This window comes from Limnohabitans planktonicus II-D5 (genome assembly GCF_001270065.2).
GTDB classification, from domain to species: domain Bacteria; phylum Pseudomonadota; class Gammaproteobacteria; order Burkholderiales; family Burkholderiaceae_C; genus Limnohabitans_A; species Limnohabitans_A planktonicus.
On sequence record NZ_LFYT02000001.1, the window covers coordinates 53,060 to 68,433 of the forward strand.

Genomic DNA, 15,374 nt, shown 5'->3' on the forward strand with positions numbered 1-15,374 from the left:
AGGGTAACAGGTGACAGCAAAGCATTTGGCCTTGTGGCAGCATCGCGTGCATGCGTTTCAAGGAGACCCCTGCATGCCCATTCCCAATGCCCTCTCGTTTGGCCTGCAAGGCCGTGTGGTCATCGTCACCGGCGCGGCCAACGGCATTGGCGAGGCCTGTGCCCGCCGCTTTGCTGGCGAAGGTGACCATGTGGTGCTGGCCGATGTGAACAGCGAGCGCGGCGCTGCCGTGGCCGCCGAGCTGCGCAGCGATGGCCACAGCGCTGGCTTCATGGTCTGCGACGTTTCGCGCAAGGCCGATGTCGACGCCTTGGTGGACCATGTGCTGCAGGCCTTTGGCCGCGTGGATGTGCTGGTCAACAACGCGGGCATTTTCAAGGCGGCTGATTTTCTGGACGTGACCGAAGAAGACTTCGATGCCGTCATCAAGGTGAACATCAAGGGCTCGTTTTTGATGGGCCAGGCCGCTGCCCGCGCCATGAAGAGCACCGGAGGCGGCTCCATCATCAACATGAGCTCGGTCAACGCGGTGCTGGCCATCCCCAACATCGCCAGCTACAACGTGAGCAAGGGCGGCATCAACCAGCTGACGCGGGCCATGGCTTTGGCGCTGGCCGACTTCGGTATCCGAGTGAACGCAGTCGCCCCCGGCACCATTGCCACCGAGCTGGCACGCCAGGCGGTGCTGACCAGCGAGGCCGCCGAAAAGAAAATCATGATGCGCACGCCCATGAAACGCCTGGGCGAACCCGACGAAGTCGCCAAGGTGGTGGCCTTTTTGGCCAGCGATGCGGCAAGCTACATCACCGGTGAAATCGTCACCGTGGACGGCGGTCGCATGGCGCTCAACTACACCGTGCCTGTTTGAAGAAAACCCCATTGATGAACACATCCTCCTCCCTACTCGACAGCTGGTTGGCGCAAGAGCAAGTGGTGCGCCAGCGCCTGGATGCAGGCGCTGGCCCCGGCGTGGCGCGGCCGGACCAAGTCGCAGGCAAAACCGGCCTGGAAGTCATGCAAGGCCTGCTCAGCGGTGAACTGCCCTACGCCAGCATCGCCAAAACACTGGACTTCGTGCTGATCGAAGTCAGCGCAGGCCAAGCCATTTTTCAAGGTACCCCGGGCTTGAACCACATGAACCCGCTGGGCACCGTGCACGGCGGCTGGTTTGCCACCTTGCTCGACTCGGCCTTGGGCTGCGCAGTGCACACCATGATGCCGCCCGGGCGCGGCTACACCACGGCCGACCTGAGCGTCAAGCTCGTCAAAGCCCTCACACCCAAAGTGCAGCGCGTGCGGGCCATTGGCCAGGTGGTGCACTGTGGCCGCCAACTGGCCACCGCCGAAGCCCGGCTGGTCGGCCCTGATGGCACACTCTATGCCCATGCCAGCACCGCTTGCCTGGTTTTTGAAATGCCTTCCCCAACTGGAAACAAACCATGAGACTCCTTCACACCATGCTGCGCGTGGGCGACCTGCAACGCTCCATCGACTTCTACACCAACGTGATGGGCATGAAGCTGCTGCGCACCTCGGAAAACCCCGAGTACAAATACTCGCTGGCCTTTGTGGGCTATGGCAACAACCCCGACCACGCCGAGTTGGAGCTGACCTACAACTGGGGCGTTGAAAGCTACGAGATGGGCACGGCCTATGGCCACATTGCCCTTGGCGTGCCCGATGCCTATGCCGCTTGCGAAAAAATCAAGGCCGCTGGCGGCAGAGTCACACGCGAGGCCGGCCCCGTCAAAGGCGGCACCACGGTGATCGCTTTTGTGACCGACCCGGATGGCTACAAGGTCGAGCTGATCCAGCGGGCCGAATACGCAGCGGGCCAAGGCTTGAGCTGAAAAACGGACTCAGCTCATGATCGACCTGAGCGGCCAACGCATTCTGGTGACCCAGGCCAAAGACTTCATGGGCCCAGCCCTGTGCCATGAGCTGAAGGCCTGCGGTGCCGAAGTGATCGCTGACGAGCGCCTGCTCACCCACCCGCTGGACGCACAGACGGTGATCGAGGCGGCCGGGCCGCTGGATGCGCTGGTGATCAACTTGGCGCTGCCTGCGCCGTCCACGCCGATCACGCAGATTGACGAGGCCGAATGGCGGCAGGTGTTTGAGGTGATGGTCGACCCGCTGCCCCGCTTGGTGCGGGCGGTGGTTCCCGGCATGAAGGCCCGTGGCGGCGGCAAGATCGTGGTGATGGGCAGCGCCTCTGCCTTGCGCGGCATGAAGCGTGCCGCCACCTACAGCGCGGCGCGGGGTGCGCAGCTGGCCTATGTGCAGGCTGCGGGCGTGGAGCTGGCCCCGGACAACATCCAGCTCAATGCGGTGGCGCAAAACTTTGTTGACAACCCCACCTACTTCCCGCCCGAGGTGCAGGCCAACCCGCGTTTTCAGGAGCGCCTCAAACGCGAAGTGCCGCTGGGCCGCTTGGTCAAAGCCGAAGAAGACGCCCGCTTTGTAGCCTACCTGTGCAGCAATGCGGCCAGCTGCTTTGTCGGGCAGGTGTTCCCGATGTCGGGCGGCTGGGCGGTGCGCTAAAAGCCCCACCTCGTCATTGAGAGCGCAGCGCGGCCCTTCAGCAACAGCCGAATGCACTGAAAGGACCATGTCGTCATTGCGAGCGCAGCGTGGCAATCCAGCAACAGCTGCCTGGACTGCCACGTCGCTTCGCTCCTCGCAGTGACGTGCGGGTGAGGGCCAAGTTGGCGGCCTCAGCCCCGACAAGAACCTGTGCCAAGCCAGCCATGTCGGACCTGACGGTGCCGACCTGCAAAATCAGGCCCCCGTAGGTCGGCACTCGCAGAGTCCGACATGTGCAGCACCCAGCGCACACCCAGTGTCAAGGCCCAAGACCACCGACCCACAAATTACCCATGCCCCATAGGTCGGCACTCGCAGAGTCCGACATGTGCAGCCACCAGCGCACGCCAAGTGTCGAGGTCCAAGACCACAGCCTCACAAATTACCAAAGCCCCCGTAGGTCGGCACTCGCAGAGTCCGACATGGGCAGCCCCCAGCGCACGCCAAGTATCGAAGCCCAAGACCACCGACCTGCAGATCAGCGCGGCAACCGACTCGCCTCACGCGCCAAGGCTTCAATGCGTGACCAGTCGCCTTGGGCCAAGGCATCTGCAGGCACCAACCACGATCCACCCACGCAAGCCACATTAGGCAAGCTCAGCAGCTCATGGGCGTTTTGCTGCGTCACGCCGCCCGTTGGGCAGAACTTCACATCAAAAAACGGACCGCTCCAGGCCTTGAGCATGGCCGGGCCGCCCGCTTGCATGGCCGGGAAGAATTTGAGTTCGGTGTAGCCGTCCTCCTGCGCCATCATGATTTCGCTGCCGGTGGCCACCCCGGGCAGCAATGACAAACCGTTGTCGCGGCAAGCCTGCCCCACCGCACGGGTGTAACCGGGGCTGACCGCGAAACGGGCACCGGCTTTGGCTGCTGCTGCGGCGTCAGCTGGGCTGCGCACCGTGCCCGCCCCCACCACTGCGCCGGGTACTTCCTGCGCAATCGCTTGCATGCAAGCCAGCGCATGCGGGGTGCGCAAGGTGACTTCGAGCATGCGGATGCCACCCGCCACCAGGGCGCGGGCCATGGGCACGGCATGGGCCACATCGTTCAACACGATCACGGGGATCACGGGGGCGTCCTGCATGACTTGCAGGGCAGAGAAATTCACAGCCATGTGCAGGCTCCTTCTTCGGCTTTGAGCGCATTACGGCGCAGGTTGGCAAACAGTTCACGGCCCATGCCCACGCCGTTGGCGGCGCGCAGCTCGGCGGGCATTTGGGCCAATGGGCGGGCAGCCCATTCGGCCTCGCTCACCAGCACTTGCAAGGTGCCTGCCACGCCATCGAGGCGGATCAGATCGCCGTCTTGCACTTTGGCCAGCGGTCCACCGGCTGCGGCTTCGGGTGAGACGTGGATGGCGGCAGGCACTTTGCCCGAGGCACCGCTCATGCGGCCATCGGTGACCAGCGCCACCTTGAAGCCCTTGCCTTGCAGCACCGCCAGCGGCGGCGTGAGTTTGTGCAGTTCGGGCATGCCGTTGGCTTGCGGGCCTTGCCAGCGCACCACACAGACAATGTCGCGGTCCAGCTCGCCTGCCTTGAACGCGGCTTGCAGTTCGTCTTGTGAATTGAACACGCGGGCCGGGGCTTCGATGACATGAAAGGCTTCCGGCACGGCCGAGATCTTGATCACGCTGCGGCCCAGATTGCCTTGCAAGAGCTTCAAGCCACCTGTGGCGCTGAACGGGCTGGTCGCGGGTCGCACCACGGTGTCGTCTTGGCTGGCATCTGAATCGTGCCATACCAGCTGGCCATTTTGCGCAGAAGGGATGCGGGTGAATTCACGCAGGCCGCCAGGGCGCACCGTGAGCACATCGGCGTGCATCAGGCCAGCATCGAGCAGTTCGCGGATCACATAACCGGGACCACCTGCGGCCTGGAACTGATTCACATCGGCACTGCCATTCGGATACACACGCGTCAGCAGTGGCACCACGTCCGACAGGGCAGAAAAATCGTCCCAGTCGATCACGATGCCCGCCGCACGCGCCACCGCCACCCAGTGGATCAAATGGTTGGTCGAGCCGCCCGTGGCCAGCAAGGCGACCATGGCGTTGACGATGCAGCGCTCGTCGACCAAGCGGCCAATCGGCGTGAAGTTTTTGTCCTTGACCAGCGCCAGCACGGTGCGGGCCGCTTCACGGGTCAGGTCCTGGCGCACGCTTTCACCCGGGTTGATGAAGGCCGTGCCGGGCACATGCAGGCCCATAGCTTCGAGCAGCATCTGGTTGCTGTTGGCCGTGCCGTAAAAGGTGCAGGTGCCTTCGCCGTGGTAGGCCTTCGACTCCGCTTCCAGCAATTCGGGGCGGCCCACCAGTCCCAGTGCAGCTTGTTCACGCACCTTGGATTTTTCGTTGTTGGACAGGCCGCTGGTCATGGGGCCTGCGGGCACAAACACGGTGGGCAAATGGCCAAACTGCAGGGCACCGATCAAGAGGCCCGGCACGATCTTGTCGCACACACCCAGCATCAGGGCCGCGTCAAACACGTCGTGGCTAAGCGAAACAGCCGTGGCCATGGCGATCACATCGCGGCTGAACAGGCTCAGCTCCATGCCCGGTGTGCCCTGGGTCACGCCATCGCACATGGCGGGCACGCCCCCGGCCACTTGGGCAGTGGCTCCCAATTTGCGGGCCTCGTCTTTGATAAGGTCGGGATAGTGCTGCAGCGGCGCGTGGGCCGACAGCAAGTCGTTGTAGGCGTTGACGATGCCAATGTTGGGCGCACGCGGTGCGACCACTTTGATTTTGTCGAGCGCCGTGGCACGGCCCTTGTCGCCTTCGGGCATGGCGGCAAAGGCGTGGGCCACGTTGGCGCAGCCCAGGCGCTGGGCACCGGGGTCGCGTTGGGCAGCGGCATCCACCTGCTGCAAATAAGCCTGGCGGGTCGGGCGACTGCGTTCGGTGATGCGGGCTGTGACCGCGATCAAAATCGGGTGAAGGGTCATGTTTGGACGCCGGGTCAGGCGTGGTAACTAAATTACATGAGCGATGGTAACCGCGTTCCCCCGATTTGGTGCGTATGGCGGGTTACAGACTGGGTACAACTCAACAAGGCACAAGGGCAGGCACAAAAAAACCCGCCGAAGCGGGTTCTTTTGTGCGTGAGCCCCATCACTTGGCGGCAGAGGCATCGGCAGCGGGTGCAGCAGCAGGCGCGGAGGCGTCAGCAGCTGGGGCAGAAGCTTCGGCAGCAGGGGCTGTCACGGCTGCGGGCGCTGCAGGATTGGCTTTTTTGGTCTTGGCAATACCAAACCCAATGGCCAGGCCCACGGCCAGCACGATCACGGCGACCAGAATGGCCCACACTACGGTTTGATTGTCATCTTGAGGGGTCGACATGTTTGTTTTCTCCGAAAATAGTCGGCAGATTGTAATGGGGCCTGACTGCACATGACTGATACACCCGCCGACGCCCAAACCACCCAAGCCATCGACAGCGCCTCTGACCGCGCATCGGCGGCACACCACAGCCGCTTGCTTGACCATTTTCGTGCGCAGGTGTCAGGCCAGGATTTGTGGGTGTTTGGTTATGCCTCGCTGTTATGGCGCCCCGAATTTGACGCCCAAGAGCAGCACCCCGCCAAGGTCTGGGGCTGGCACCGCGCCCTGAAAATGTGGAGCCGCCTGAACCGGGGCAGCCCCGAATGCCCGGGCCTGGTGTTTGCCTTGTTGCCCGGTGGCAGCTGCCAGGGCGTGGCCTACCGGGTGGCCCGGGATCAGGCCGACGAGGTGCTGGTACGGCTGTGGGAGCGGGAAATGCCCATGGATGTGTACACCCCCAGCTGGCTGCCATGCAACACGCCGCAAGGCCCCGTCAAGGCGCTGGCCTTTACCCTGCCGCGCAGCAGCCCCAGCTTCACCGGCCAGTTGCCTGCGGAGACCTACCGGCAAATTTTTCAGCAGGCCTGCGGGCGCTTTGGCACCACGCTGGAGTATGCCCGCCAAACCTACGACAGCTTGCGGGCCCACGGCATCGAAGACCGGGCGCTGGCCGCACTGCTGCGCTATGCCGACTGAGGGTTGGGCGTTGAGGGTTGGGCGTTGAGGGTTGGGCGTTGAGCGTTGGGCGTTGAGCGTTGAGCGTTGGGCGTTGAGCGTTGAGCGTTGAGCGTTGGGCGTTGGGCGTTGGGCGTTGGGCGTTGGGCGTTGGGCGTTGAGCGTTGAGCGTTGAGCGTTGAGCGTTGGGCGTTGAGGGTTGAGGGTTGAGGGTTGAGGGTTGAGGGTTGAGGGTTGAGGGTTGAGCGTTGGGCGTTAGGCGTGGTGAGGATGACTCACCCGGGCCAGCCAGGGCGCACGGCATGAGCTCAGCGCCCCCGGATTGCGCTGGCTCAAAGCCTTAAACCTAGAAAACGCAGTTGACCGCTTTGAACCCGCTGGAAACCCTGATGTAACCTCATCTTTGTGAGCACGAAGACGCTCACCTTATGGGTGATACCGCTACGCACCCGATGGCACAGCCCTGGGGGCACTGGCGGCGTTGTTCGTCGTTGCAGGGGTGCAGCCTGCGGCCTCCTCGCGCCTGGCCATTGCCCCCCATGGCAGCACCCTCGGGCGCGTTCAACTGCGTTTTCTATTGATCCGGCACGCTGAAGTTTGAAATGCGTGAGACATGTCATCTCGTAGGTCGGCACTCGAAGAGTCCGACGTTATTGGTTTCGGCACAGGCCCCTGTCGGGGTCTTCGACCGCCGACCTACAACAGCTTTGCGCATTGAAAACTTCACAGGGCCGAATCAATAACGTCCACCGCTCAACGCCAAACGCCAATCGCTCAACCTAAAGCGCCCAACGCTAGGGCATCAGGTTCGCGCCATCCCCAGCAGGTGCGCCATGTCCTTGAGGAAGATGCGCACATGGGCCATCGGGTCTTTGCGCGCCAGTTCCTTGTTCATGTAGGACTCAAAGGTCAGGCGCTGCACGTCGCGGTCTTCGCAAATCTTGACGAACTTTTCGCGGCGTTTGTCGTTTTGGTACCAGAAGTACTGCATCACGCCCAAAATCCAGAACACGCGGCCATGCTGCTTCATGAAACTCTTGCGGCCTTGTTTCAGGCAGGCGCTGTTGCCGGTTTTCAAGGCCTCATGGGCGGCCTTGGACACGCGCCGGGCGCAGTCCATGGCGTAATAAATGCCTTCGCCCGACGATGGGGCCACCACGCCTGCGGCGTCGCCAATCACCACCACGTCCCGGCCGTTGTCCCACTGGGGCAAGGGTTTGAGCGGAATGGGCGCGCCTTCGCGGCGCAAAGTAGGCGCGTGGGTCAAACCCGCAATTTCTCGCAAGCGCGCTGTGGCGCTGCGCAGCGAATAACCCTTGTCGGCGCTGCCCATGCCCACGCTCATGGTCTTGCCGTGCGGAAACACCCAGCCATAAAAGTCGGGCGAGACCTCCCCTTGGTAGTACACGTCGCAGCGCGCTGCGTCGTAGCCGGGTTGGCCCACGGGGGACTCAATGATCTCGTGGTACGCGAACACATACTTGGTTTTGTGTGCATTGGGAATGGCCTGGCGCGCCACTTCCGAGCGTGCGCCGTCAGCCCCCACCACCATGCGGGTCGACACCTTGATCGGCTTGGCGTGTTCCAGTGCGGCATGCTCTTTGGACGTGACCGGGGTGTAGTGCACCCACAACTGGCCGCTGTCGTCGTGCTCCAGTTTGTCAAAAATGGCCTGACGTCGCACGGCACCCGACTGGGCAGCACGATCGCGCAAATACTCGTCAAACTCGTCGCGGTCCACCATGCCGACAAAGCCGTTGTCAATGGGAATGTCCACTTTGTTGTCGGTGGGCGAGATCATGCGGGCGCAACGCACCTTGGCCACCAGCAGGTGGTCGGGGATGTCGAAGTCCTGGATCAAGCGCGGCGGAATCGCGCCTCCGCACGGCTTGGTGCGGCCCTGGCGGTCCAACAGCAATACGCGCCAACCCTGGCGCACCAGGTCATGGGCGGCCGTGGCCCCCGAAGGCCCGCCCCCCACCACCACGAAATCAAAATCAGTCTGGTTCATGAGCTTGACCCACCTTTCAGCATGAGGGGACTGTCAAAACGCAATGGCGTGCGCTGCGCTGCAGGTACTTGGCGCAGGCGCAAAGCCACCGCTGCCGAGACCGCAAACATGAGCCCTTGCAAGGCAAACACGGCCGCATAGGCTGTGCGCTGTTCGCCCAAAAGGGCGTGGGCCAGGTCGCTGGCGGCCGTGCCCAGCAAACCACCCAAGCCAAAGGCCGCCGCTTGCGCCGCGCCCCACAAACCCATGCGCGTGCCTTCGCGGCCCTTACCGCTCTGGCCCTCTCCGGCCAGGCGCATCATGGTGGCAATGGCCGCGATCGAAAACGCGCCGTTGGCCACCCCCAAAAACACCACATTGGCCTGCAGCGGCCACGCTGCGGACAGGGCCGAGCTGACCAAACCCACCGTGGCCAGCGCCGAAAACAGGCAGCCGCCCACCATCCACGCCTGCACCGATCCCAGCCGACCCGCCACCCAGCGCGAACCGGCACCGGCCACTGCCAGCATGCCGATCAGCACGCCCATGTGGTGCCAGCCCGACAGCTGCGTGGTTTGCCCCGGCGTGAAGCCGTGCACCGCGCCTGCAAAGGGCTCCAAAATCAAGTCTTGCGCGCTGTAGGCCAGCATGGACATGAACACAAACACGGTGAAGGTGCGCGCTGCCGTGTCGGCCCACACCTCTTTGAAGGCTTCTTTGAAGTCTTGCTTTTGCAGGCGCTCGGCAGCCTCGCTTCGCAGCGGCACAGTCTGCGTTTGTGCGTCCTTTTCCAGGCCCCACAAACACAGGGCCGTGATCAGCGCCGTCAACACACTCAAACCCGCCGAGACCTGCAACAGCACCTGCGGGCTGTAAGGGTCGATCAGCTTGCCCACCACACCGGCTGTGACGGCAAAGCCCACGATCATCATCAGCCACACCGTGGTGGCCGCTGGGGCGCGGCGCTCCTCGGGCACGCGCTTGGCCATCAGCGTCAGCAGCGATGTGCCGCAAGCGCTCACGCCCAAACCGATCAGGCTGAACGACAACCAGGCCAACAGGGCACCATAAAAGGGCTCGGCGGCCATCCACACCGTGGCCCACGCGGCCGTGAAGCCGCCCGCACCCAGGACCAGCATGCCACCCATCATCCAGGGGGTGCTGCGGCGGCCTTTGTCAGCACCAAAACCCATGCGCGGGCGCACCATCTGCACCGCGTAATGCCAAGCGACCAAAAAACCAGGCAGCAAGGCGGGCAGCGCCAGCTCAACGACCATGATGCGGTTGAGCGTGGAGGTGGTCACCACCACCACCGCCCCCAGACAGGCCTGAATCAGGCCCAAGCGGATGATCTGAAACCAGCCAAACATCGGCATGTTCAACGCTGTGCTCATAAGGCCCCCACGGTGTGTTGCAACTGATTCAACTGGCGCAGGCCCCAGGCGCTGGCCATCATGCCGCTGACAAACAGCGGCACACCAAAGGCCGACACATGCAAAGCCCGCTCCACCGGTTGGCGCAAAAATTTGGCCATCAAGGGCCCTTGCAAAAGAGCCAAAGCCAAGACAGCCGAAGCGTGCCAAGGCAGTTGCCAGCTCAAAAGCAATGCCGACACCACCACCTGCGGCACCAGCATGAACACACAGGCGGTGCGCGCTGCACCGTGCGCGCCCAGCTGCACCGGCAGCGAGGCCACGCCCATGCGGCGGTCGCCCTCAATCGCCTTGAAATCGTTGAGCGTCATGATGCCGTGCGCCCCCACGCTGTAGAGCAGCGCCAGCGCCACCGAATGCGGGCCGGGCCAGGCCCCGCCCAGCATGACGGCCGTGCCCGTGAGCCAGGCCAGACCTTCATAACTCAGGGCGCAAGCCGCGTTGCCCCACCAGCCGTTGTTTTTCAGGCGCACAGGTGGTGCGCTGTAGGCCCAGGACAGCGCAATGGCCAAGGCGCAAGCGGCAAAGCCCCAAGGCCCCATGAGCGTGGCCCACATCAGCGACAGCGCAGTCCAGGCAATGGCAATGCCCAGCCCCCAGCGCCCGGGCATGCGGCCCGAGGGGATGGGGCGGTTCGGTTCGTTGATGGCGTCCACATGCCGGTCAAACCAGTCGTTGACCGCCTGGCTACTGGCACACACCAGCGGGCCAGTCAGCACCAGGCCCAAGAGCAGCAAACCCCAATGCGCGCTCAGGGCTTGACCCGAGGCCACCACCCCGCAGGCAAAGGCCCACATGGGCGGGAACCAGGTGATGGGTTTGAGGAATTCGGCCACCGTGCGCAAAGCGGGCCGGGTGAGCACGGCCACGGCAGCATCCGCGTGAGCGACCTGGGGTGAGTGGGCGTGAGCCAGTGGCGGGGTGTCCATGCCCCCATTGTGAAGAGCGTTTTTAAAATGTCAACTGGGATTGACACTCATCGTCAACTTTAATTGACGACTTTCAGATGTTTTCTGTTTCAGCCTCGGCCACCATGCCAAAGCGACGCAATTTCACATAGAGACTTTGGCGCGACAAACCGAGCATTTCTGCCGCCGATGCGCGGTTGTTGTGGGTCAGCTCCAGGGCCGCTTCAATGCACAGGCGCTCAATCGTATCCACCGTCTCGCCCACGATGTCTTTGATGGGGCGTCGCCCCACCAACTGCGACAACTCGGCAAAGGGATTGACTTGGCTTTGAGCCAAGGAAGCACCCCCTTGCAGGCGTCGGTCCATGTCACGCACAAAAAAGACATACATTGGCTCGGGCCGGGCCAGGTACACGGCCGAAACCTCCACGGGCAAGGTCATGCCCGATAAAGTGCGCACCTCGGTGGCGAAATTGCGCACCGGCAACTGCTGGCGCAAGCTGGTGTTGAGCACGCCCCAGTCCACCGCACCGCGCAGCAGCCAGCGATCCAGACTTTGACCCACCACCTGTGACGAAGCCGTCAGGCCCAGCAAGGCCATGCCCTCTTCGTTCACGCTTTTGATCACCCCCGAGGTGTCGGTGAGCAACCAACCATCTGGAAAGCGCTCCATCGCTTCGCTCAAAGCGGCCGAAGATCCGGCATCGTGCAGCGGGGCAGATGCCGCCTCGCGGGTGACCAGGCGCACCAGAAACTGCGCCCCGCCCTCCTGACGAAACACCGTGGCCGACACCGTCCAAGCCGAGGGCAAGCCCGCCACGCGGGCCGAACACATCTCGATGCGGCCAGTGGCCAGCGCCATGCGCAGCAAAGACTGCACTTCACCCTGGCTGTCGCCTTCAAAACATTCGCGCACATCACGGCCCACCAGGCGTTTGCCCGCGTCTTTGAGCAAGGCTTGTGCACCCACATTGGCTTCGAGAACGCGCTGAGTGGCGGCATCCACCATCAAGACGGCCTCAGACGAGGTGTCAAACAGGACGCGGTAACGCGCCTCAATGTGGCGCAAGCGCAGATAGTCACGCTCCATGGATTGCTGGGTTTCCACCAGGCGGCGCTGCAATTCAGCCAGACTTTCCAGGTCGCGGCCCATGGCCAGCAGCTTGCCGCCGCCCAGAGGCAACACCACGTATTGAATGGCCACCTCGCTGCCCAAGGCAGACAGGTGGTTCACATGCCGCCAGCGCATGACGTCGGGCACGCCTTGGGACTTGAGCATTTCCTGGATCTTGATGCGGCTTTCACTGGTGACGGTGTCGATCCAGCGGCGTCCCACCCAAGCTTGGCAGCCCAAAGCGGCCAAGGTGTCGCGCCCGGTTGACACATCCTCAATCACACCCTGCGGGTCCATGACCAAGGTGAGGTCTGACACCACTCCCAGCAATTGGGAGAAGGTGGACGGGTCCAGAGAAGGGAGCTTCATGTTTTAAAACTAACGGGTTTGAGCATCAGGAAGTTGACACTTGAATTTGTCAGATAAGTATAGGGTGATGCCAGTCTGACAGCCCCAAAGCCCTGGGAATTAAATGTAATAAAAGTATCTGAATTGTCATTTAAGGTCACGCTTGTGGATCACAAAACCAGCATTTGTGTGACGCAGGCCACCGTTTTGGGGGCATCCTCGGCCACGAGTTTGGCGGCCAAGCCCTTGAGCGAATCAGGGGCCATGAATGCCATGGGGCCGCCCACGAACACCTGCAAATTCAGGTTGTCCGACGCCTCACGCAGTGGCGGCAACAGATGGGTCAGTGTCTGCAAGTGCCTGTCGGTGGAGACAGAAATACCGGCGGCATCGAACCAGTCCGACAAAAACAGATGTTTGAATTCGGCCACATCCTGAGGGACACCCACCGTCACGGTCCAACCGGCACGTTTGAAAAACTCGCTGAGCATGAACAGTCCCATGCTGTGCTGAGCGCCGGGCTCAGTCAATAAAAGCAGGCTCAGACCATTGCGCTGCTGGGGCGATTCCAGCAGAAATTCAGCACTGAAATCGTGCAACAACTGCTGGAGATGGGACGACGCGATGGTCGTCATGGCGAAGTCCAGCCGATCCGAACACCACCATTGGCCCAGCAAACGTGCACACGGGGTGATGCCCTGCAGATAGATGTCTTCGAGCGATTGCCCCTGGCGCTGCCAGCCAAACACCACGCGTCTGGCGGCGTCCAGTCCTTGCAAACAGGCCTGTGCCAAGTGCTGCACCTGGGCCAGGTCAAGCGCAGACTTACCTGCGAAAGAAGTTCCGCCGACCAAACGAGGTCCAACAGGCACGCCCTGCCTCAAGGCCTCGGGCAACTGCGTCGCCAATCCGGCCATTTGTGGCGGGAACTGGGAGTCTTCGACATTGAATTGCGCCATGACAAGCACCGATCATCTATGGGATACACCAGCGGCAGGCTCCAACAGCTCGGAGTGTTCGTCGCAAGAGTTGTATTGAGCAGGTCATCGCCATGCGCCTGCAAAACACGAACTTGAGTGTGCAGGGAATTCAACAGCTTGCCTTCAGTGTAAACCCTTGAATCAATAAAATATGTCAATTTATGTTGACACACTATGGGGCACCCACTTACATTCATTCCAAGACGTTCACAGCACAAGGTTCCTCATGCCCGCATCCAGCCCCCAGGTTTTGTACACACCAGCGCAACGCGCCCGGCGTGACGCGACCGCCTGGACACTGGTGCAAGGCATCCTGGCCCCGGTGCAGTTCCTGATTTTTGGCATCAGCCTTTATTTGGTGATCAACAGCCTGCACACCGGCGAGCACACCGACTGGGCCCTGGCCTCGGTGGTGCTCAAGACCGTGGTGCTCTACGCCATCATGGTCACGGGTGCCATTTGGGAAAAAGTCGTCTTCGGCCAATACCTGTTTGCCCCCGCCTTCTATTGGGAAGACGTGGTCAGCATGGGGGTGATGGTGCTGCACACCGCCTATGTCTGGGCTTGGTGGCAAGGCGCCTGGAGCGCCAACGACTTGCTGTGGCTGGCCCTGGCCGCGTATGGCAGCTACGCCATCAACGCCGCGCAATATATCCGCAAGCTGCGCATGGCGCGGCTGCAAAAAACCGAAACCCCATCACTGCCCGTCACGGGCGCACAGGCCAGCACATGAGCACTGTCATCCCGATCCGCGCAGAAACTTCCGGTTGCACCGACGTCGTGCCTTTGGTCGAACGTGGCCAGCGCGAGGTGTTTTGTGGCCTGACCGGCATCATCTGGCTGCACCGCAAGATTCAAGACGCCTTCTTTCTGGTGGTGGGCTCACGCACTTGTGCCCACCTGATCCAGTCGGCCGCTGGCGTCATGATCTTTGCCGAACCCCGCTTTGGCACCGCCATCATCGACGAGCGAGATTTGGCCGGATTGGCTGATGTGCACGAAGAACTCGACCGCGTGGTCGGCCAGTTGCTGGCGCGACGCCCCGACATCCGCTTGCTGTTTTTGGTGGGTTCTTGCCCGTCCGAGGTGATCAAGCTGGATCTGTCGCGCGCGGCCGAGCGCCAAAACCAGATTCACCACCCCAAGGTGCGCGTGCTCAACTACTCGGGCAGCGGCATCGAAACCACCTTCACCCAAGGCGAAGACGCTTGCCTCGCGGCCATGGTCCCCGGCCTGCCCGCCAGCGCACCCGACACCGCCCCCGCCCTGATGGTGGTCGGCACCCTGGCCGACGTGGTCGAAGACCAGATGCGCAGCTTGTTTGATCGCATGGGTTTGCAAGTCAGCTTCTTCCCGCCGCGCAACAGCCAGGCCATGCCGGTGGTCGGCCCAAACACCCGTTATTTGTTGGCCCAGCCCTTTTTGGCCGACACCGCCCGCGCCCTGCAGTCGCGCGGCGCGCAGCATTTGGCAGCGCCCTTCCCGCTGGGCGTGGAAGGCATGACCGCTTGGCTGCAAGCAGCCGCCACCGAGTTTGGCGTGGCCCCCGAAGTGTTTGAACAAGCCACCGCCGCGCCGCGCCAACGCGCCGAAAAAGCCCTGGCCGTGCAACGCCAGATGCTGCAAGGACAACGCATCTTTTTCTTCCCCGACTCACAGCTCGAAATCCCGTTGGCGCGCTTTGTGCACCGCGAACTGGGCATGGACTTGGTGGAAGTGGGCACGCCCTATTTGCACCGCCAGCACATGGCCGCCGAACTCGCGCTCATCCCCGCAGGCACACGCATCAGCGAAGGCCAAGACGTGGACCTGCAGCTCGACCGCTGCATCGCCGATGCGCCCGATTTGGTGGTCTGTGGCCTCGGTTTGGCCAACCCCCTGGAGGCACAAGGCATCACCACCAAGTGGGCCATCGAGTTGGTCTTCACCCCCATTCAAGGCTACGAGCAAGCGGCGGACCTCGCCGGCCTGTTCAGCCGCCCCCTCAAACGCCGCCTGAAGCTGGCGGCTTAAAGCGC

Annotated in this window: 15 protein-coding genes; 7 read left to right on the top strand and 8 right to left on the bottom strand. The window is 62.6% G+C overall.

What is annotated here, in order from left to right; all coding sequences use genetic code 11:
* The first annotated feature begins 73 nt into the window (after nt 1-73).
* Genes H663_RS15770 through H663_RS17355 form a run of 4 tightly spaced genes read left to right on the top strand, consistent with a single transcriptional unit; the run spans nt 74 to nt 2,544 of the window.
* A complete protein-coding gene (locus H663_RS15770) occupies nt 74-868 on the top strand; it encodes an SDR family NAD(P)-dependent oxidoreductase (RefSeq protein WP_053169856.1) in 795 nt (264 codons plus the stop codon).
* A gap of 14 nt (nt 869-882) precedes the next feature.
* Nucleotides 883-1,443 carry a PaaI family thioesterase gene (locus H663_RS15970; protein WP_053169858.1) on the top strand — a complete coding sequence of 187 codons (561 nt, stop codon included), beginning with the start codon at nt 883-885 and terminating at the stop codon, nt 1,441-1,443.
* Nucleotides 1,440-1,850, top strand: a complete 411-nt coding sequence (gloA, locus tag H663_RS16940; protein ID WP_053169860.1) for a lactoylglutathione lyase — start codon at nt 1,440-1,442, stop codon at nt 1,848-1,850. The genes H663_RS15970 and gloA overlap by 4 nt, the downstream gene beginning before the upstream one ends.
* 16 nt (nt 1,851-1,866) lie before the next feature.
* Nucleotides 1,867-2,544 carry an SDR family oxidoreductase gene (locus H663_RS17355; protein WP_053169862.1) on the top strand — a complete coding sequence of 226 codons (678 nt, stop codon included), beginning with the start codon at nt 1,867-1,869 and terminating at the stop codon, nt 2,542-2,544.
* A gap of 520 nt (nt 2,545-3,064) precedes the next feature.
* On the opposite strand, the gene eda is transcribed toward H663_RS17355, so the two are convergent.
* From eda to H663_RS20460, 3 genes are all read right to left on the bottom strand, one after another.
* Nucleotides 3,065-3,700: a bifunctional 4-hydroxy-2-oxoglutarate aldolase/2-dehydro-3-deoxy-phosphogluconate aldolase gene (gene eda, locus H663_RS18175; protein WP_053169864.1), complete on the bottom strand. Its 636-nt coding sequence runs from the start codon at nt 3,698-3,700 to the stop codon at nt 3,065-3,067.
* Nucleotides 3,691-5,532 (bottom strand): phosphogluconate dehydratase, encoded by a 1,842-nt coding sequence (gene edd, locus H663_RS18845; protein ID WP_053169866.1) that lies wholly within the window; start codon nt 5,530-5,532, stop codon nt 3,691-3,693. The genes eda and edd overlap by 10 nt, the downstream gene beginning before the upstream one ends.
* A gap of 166 nt (nt 5,533-5,698) precedes the next feature.
* Nucleotides 5,699-5,926, bottom strand: coding sequence for a hypothetical protein (locus H663_RS20460; protein WP_053169868.1), 228 nt, complete (start codon nt 5,924-5,926; stop codon nt 5,699-5,701).
* A gap of 51 nt (nt 5,927-5,977) precedes the next feature.
* On the opposite strand from H663_RS20460, the gene H663_RS20465 reads away from it, so the two are divergent.
* Nucleotides 5,978-6,604, top strand: a complete 627-nt coding sequence (locus H663_RS20465; protein ID WP_083451047.1) for a gamma-glutamylcyclotransferase — start codon at nt 5,978-5,980, stop codon at nt 6,602-6,604.
* Between the two features lie 781 nt (nt 6,605-7,385).
* Here the strand turns inward: H663_RS20465 and H663_RS20470 are convergent.
* The 5 genes from H663_RS20470 to H663_RS20490 all read right to left on the bottom strand — a co-directional run bounded on the left by H663_RS20470 (nt 7,386) and on the right by H663_RS20490 (nt 13,335).
* Nucleotides 7,386-8,594: a geranylgeranyl diphosphate reductase gene (locus H663_RS20470; RefSeq protein ID WP_053168831.1), complete on the bottom strand. Its 1,209-nt coding sequence runs from the start codon at nt 8,592-8,594 to the stop codon at nt 7,386-7,388.
* A complete protein-coding gene (locus H663_RS20475) occupies nt 8,591-9,967 on the bottom strand; it encodes a BCD family MFS transporter (RefSeq protein ID WP_053168833.1) in 1,377 nt (458 codons plus the stop codon). The genes H663_RS20470 and H663_RS20475 overlap by 4 nt, the downstream gene beginning before the upstream one ends.
* On the bottom strand, nt 9,964-10,935 hold the full coding sequence (gene chlG / locus H663_RS20480; RefSeq protein WP_053168835.1) for a chlorophyll synthase ChlG: 972 nt from the start codon (nt 10,933-10,935) through the stop codon (nt 9,964-9,966). The genes H663_RS20475 and chlG overlap by 4 nt, the downstream gene beginning before the upstream one ends.
* A 73-nt stretch (nt 10,936-11,008) precedes the next feature.
* A complete protein-coding gene (gene ppsR / locus H663_RS20485; RefSeq protein ID WP_053168837.1) occupies nt 11,009-12,397 on the bottom strand; it encodes a transcriptional regulator PpsR in 1,389 nt (462 codons plus the stop codon).
* A 149-nt stretch (nt 12,398-12,546) separates the two neighbouring features.
* Nucleotides 12,547-13,335: a cobalamin B12-binding domain-containing protein gene (locus H663_RS20490; RefSeq protein ID WP_053168839.1), complete on the bottom strand. Its 789-nt coding sequence runs from the start codon at nt 13,333-13,335 to the stop codon at nt 12,547-12,549.
* A gap of 247 nt (nt 13,336-13,582) precedes the next feature.
* Here H663_RS20490 and bchF point away from each other — a divergent pair, with 247 nt between their 5' ends.
* Nucleotides 13,583-14,089, top strand: a complete 507-nt coding sequence (gene bchF / locus H663_RS20495; RefSeq protein WP_053168841.1) for a 2-vinyl bacteriochlorophyllide hydratase — start codon at nt 13,583-13,585, stop codon at nt 14,087-14,089.
* Complete coding sequence (locus tag H663_RS20500; RefSeq protein WP_205872656.1) at nt 14,086-15,369, top strand: ferredoxin:protochlorophyllide reductase (ATP-dependent) subunit N; 1,284 nt, start codon at nt 14,086-14,088, stop codon at nt 15,367-15,369. Before bchF ends, H663_RS20500 begins: the two co-directional genes overlap by 4 nt.
* The last annotated feature ends 5 nt before the right edge of the window (nt 15,370-15,374 follow it).

What these genes read in the sequence shown, in the direction of transcription:
- H663_RS20490 (WP_053168839.1), bottom strand. Translation starts at nt 13,335, where the DNA reads ATGGCGCAATTCAATGTCGAAGACTCCCAGTTCCCGCCACAAATGGCC.
- H663_RS15970 (WP_053169858.1), top strand. Translation starts at nt 883, where the DNA reads ATGAACACATCCTCCTCCCTACTCGACAGCTGGTTGGCGCAAGAGCAA.
- H663_RS20465 (WP_083451047.1), top strand. Translation starts at nt 5,978, where the DNA reads ATGACTGATACACCCGCCGACGCCCAAACCACCCAAGCCATCGACAGC.
- H663_RS20500 (WP_205872656.1), top strand. Translation starts at nt 14,086, where the DNA reads ATGAGCACTGTCATCCCGATCCGCGCAGAAACTTCCGGTTGCACCGAC.
- H663_RS17355 (WP_053169862.1), top strand. Translation starts at nt 1,867, where the DNA reads ATGATCGACCTGAGCGGCCAACGCATTCTGGTGACCCAGGCCAAAGAC.
- bchF (WP_053168841.1), top strand. Translation starts at nt 13,583, where the DNA reads ATGCCCGCATCCAGCCCCCAGGTTTTGTACACACCAGCGCAACGCGCC.
- gloA (WP_053169860.1), top strand. Translation starts at nt 1,440, where the DNA reads ATGAGACTCCTTCACACCATGCTGCGCGTGGGCGACCTGCAACGCTCC.
- H663_RS20470 (WP_053168831.1), bottom strand. Translation starts at nt 8,594, where the DNA reads ATGAACCAGACTGATTTTGATTTCGTGGTGGTGGGGGGCGGGCCTTCG.
- chlG (WP_053168835.1), bottom strand. Translation starts at nt 10,935, where the DNA reads ATGGACACCCCGCCACTGGCTCACGCCCACTCACCCCAGGTCGCTCAC.
- ppsR (WP_053168837.1), bottom strand. Translation starts at nt 12,397, where the DNA reads ATGAAGCTCCCTTCTCTGGACCCGTCCACCTTCTCCCAATTGCTGGGA.
- H663_RS20475 (WP_053168833.1), bottom strand. Translation starts at nt 9,967, where the DNA reads ATGAGCACAGCGTTGAACATGCCGATGTTTGGCTGGTTTCAGATCATC.
- H663_RS15770 (WP_053169856.1), top strand. Translation starts at nt 74, where the DNA reads ATGCCCATTCCCAATGCCCTCTCGTTTGGCCTGCAAGGCCGTGTGGTC.
- H663_RS20460 (WP_053169868.1), bottom strand. Translation starts at nt 5,926, where the DNA reads ATGTCGACCCCTCAAGATGACAATCAAACCGTAGTGTGGGCCATTCTG.
- eda (WP_053169864.1), bottom strand. Translation starts at nt 3,700, where the DNA reads ATGGCTGTGAATTTCTCTGCCCTGCAAGTCATGCAGGACGCCCCCGTG.
- edd (WP_053169866.1), bottom strand. Translation starts at nt 5,532, where the DNA reads ATGACCCTTCACCCGATTTTGATCGCGGTCACAGCCCGCATCACCGAA.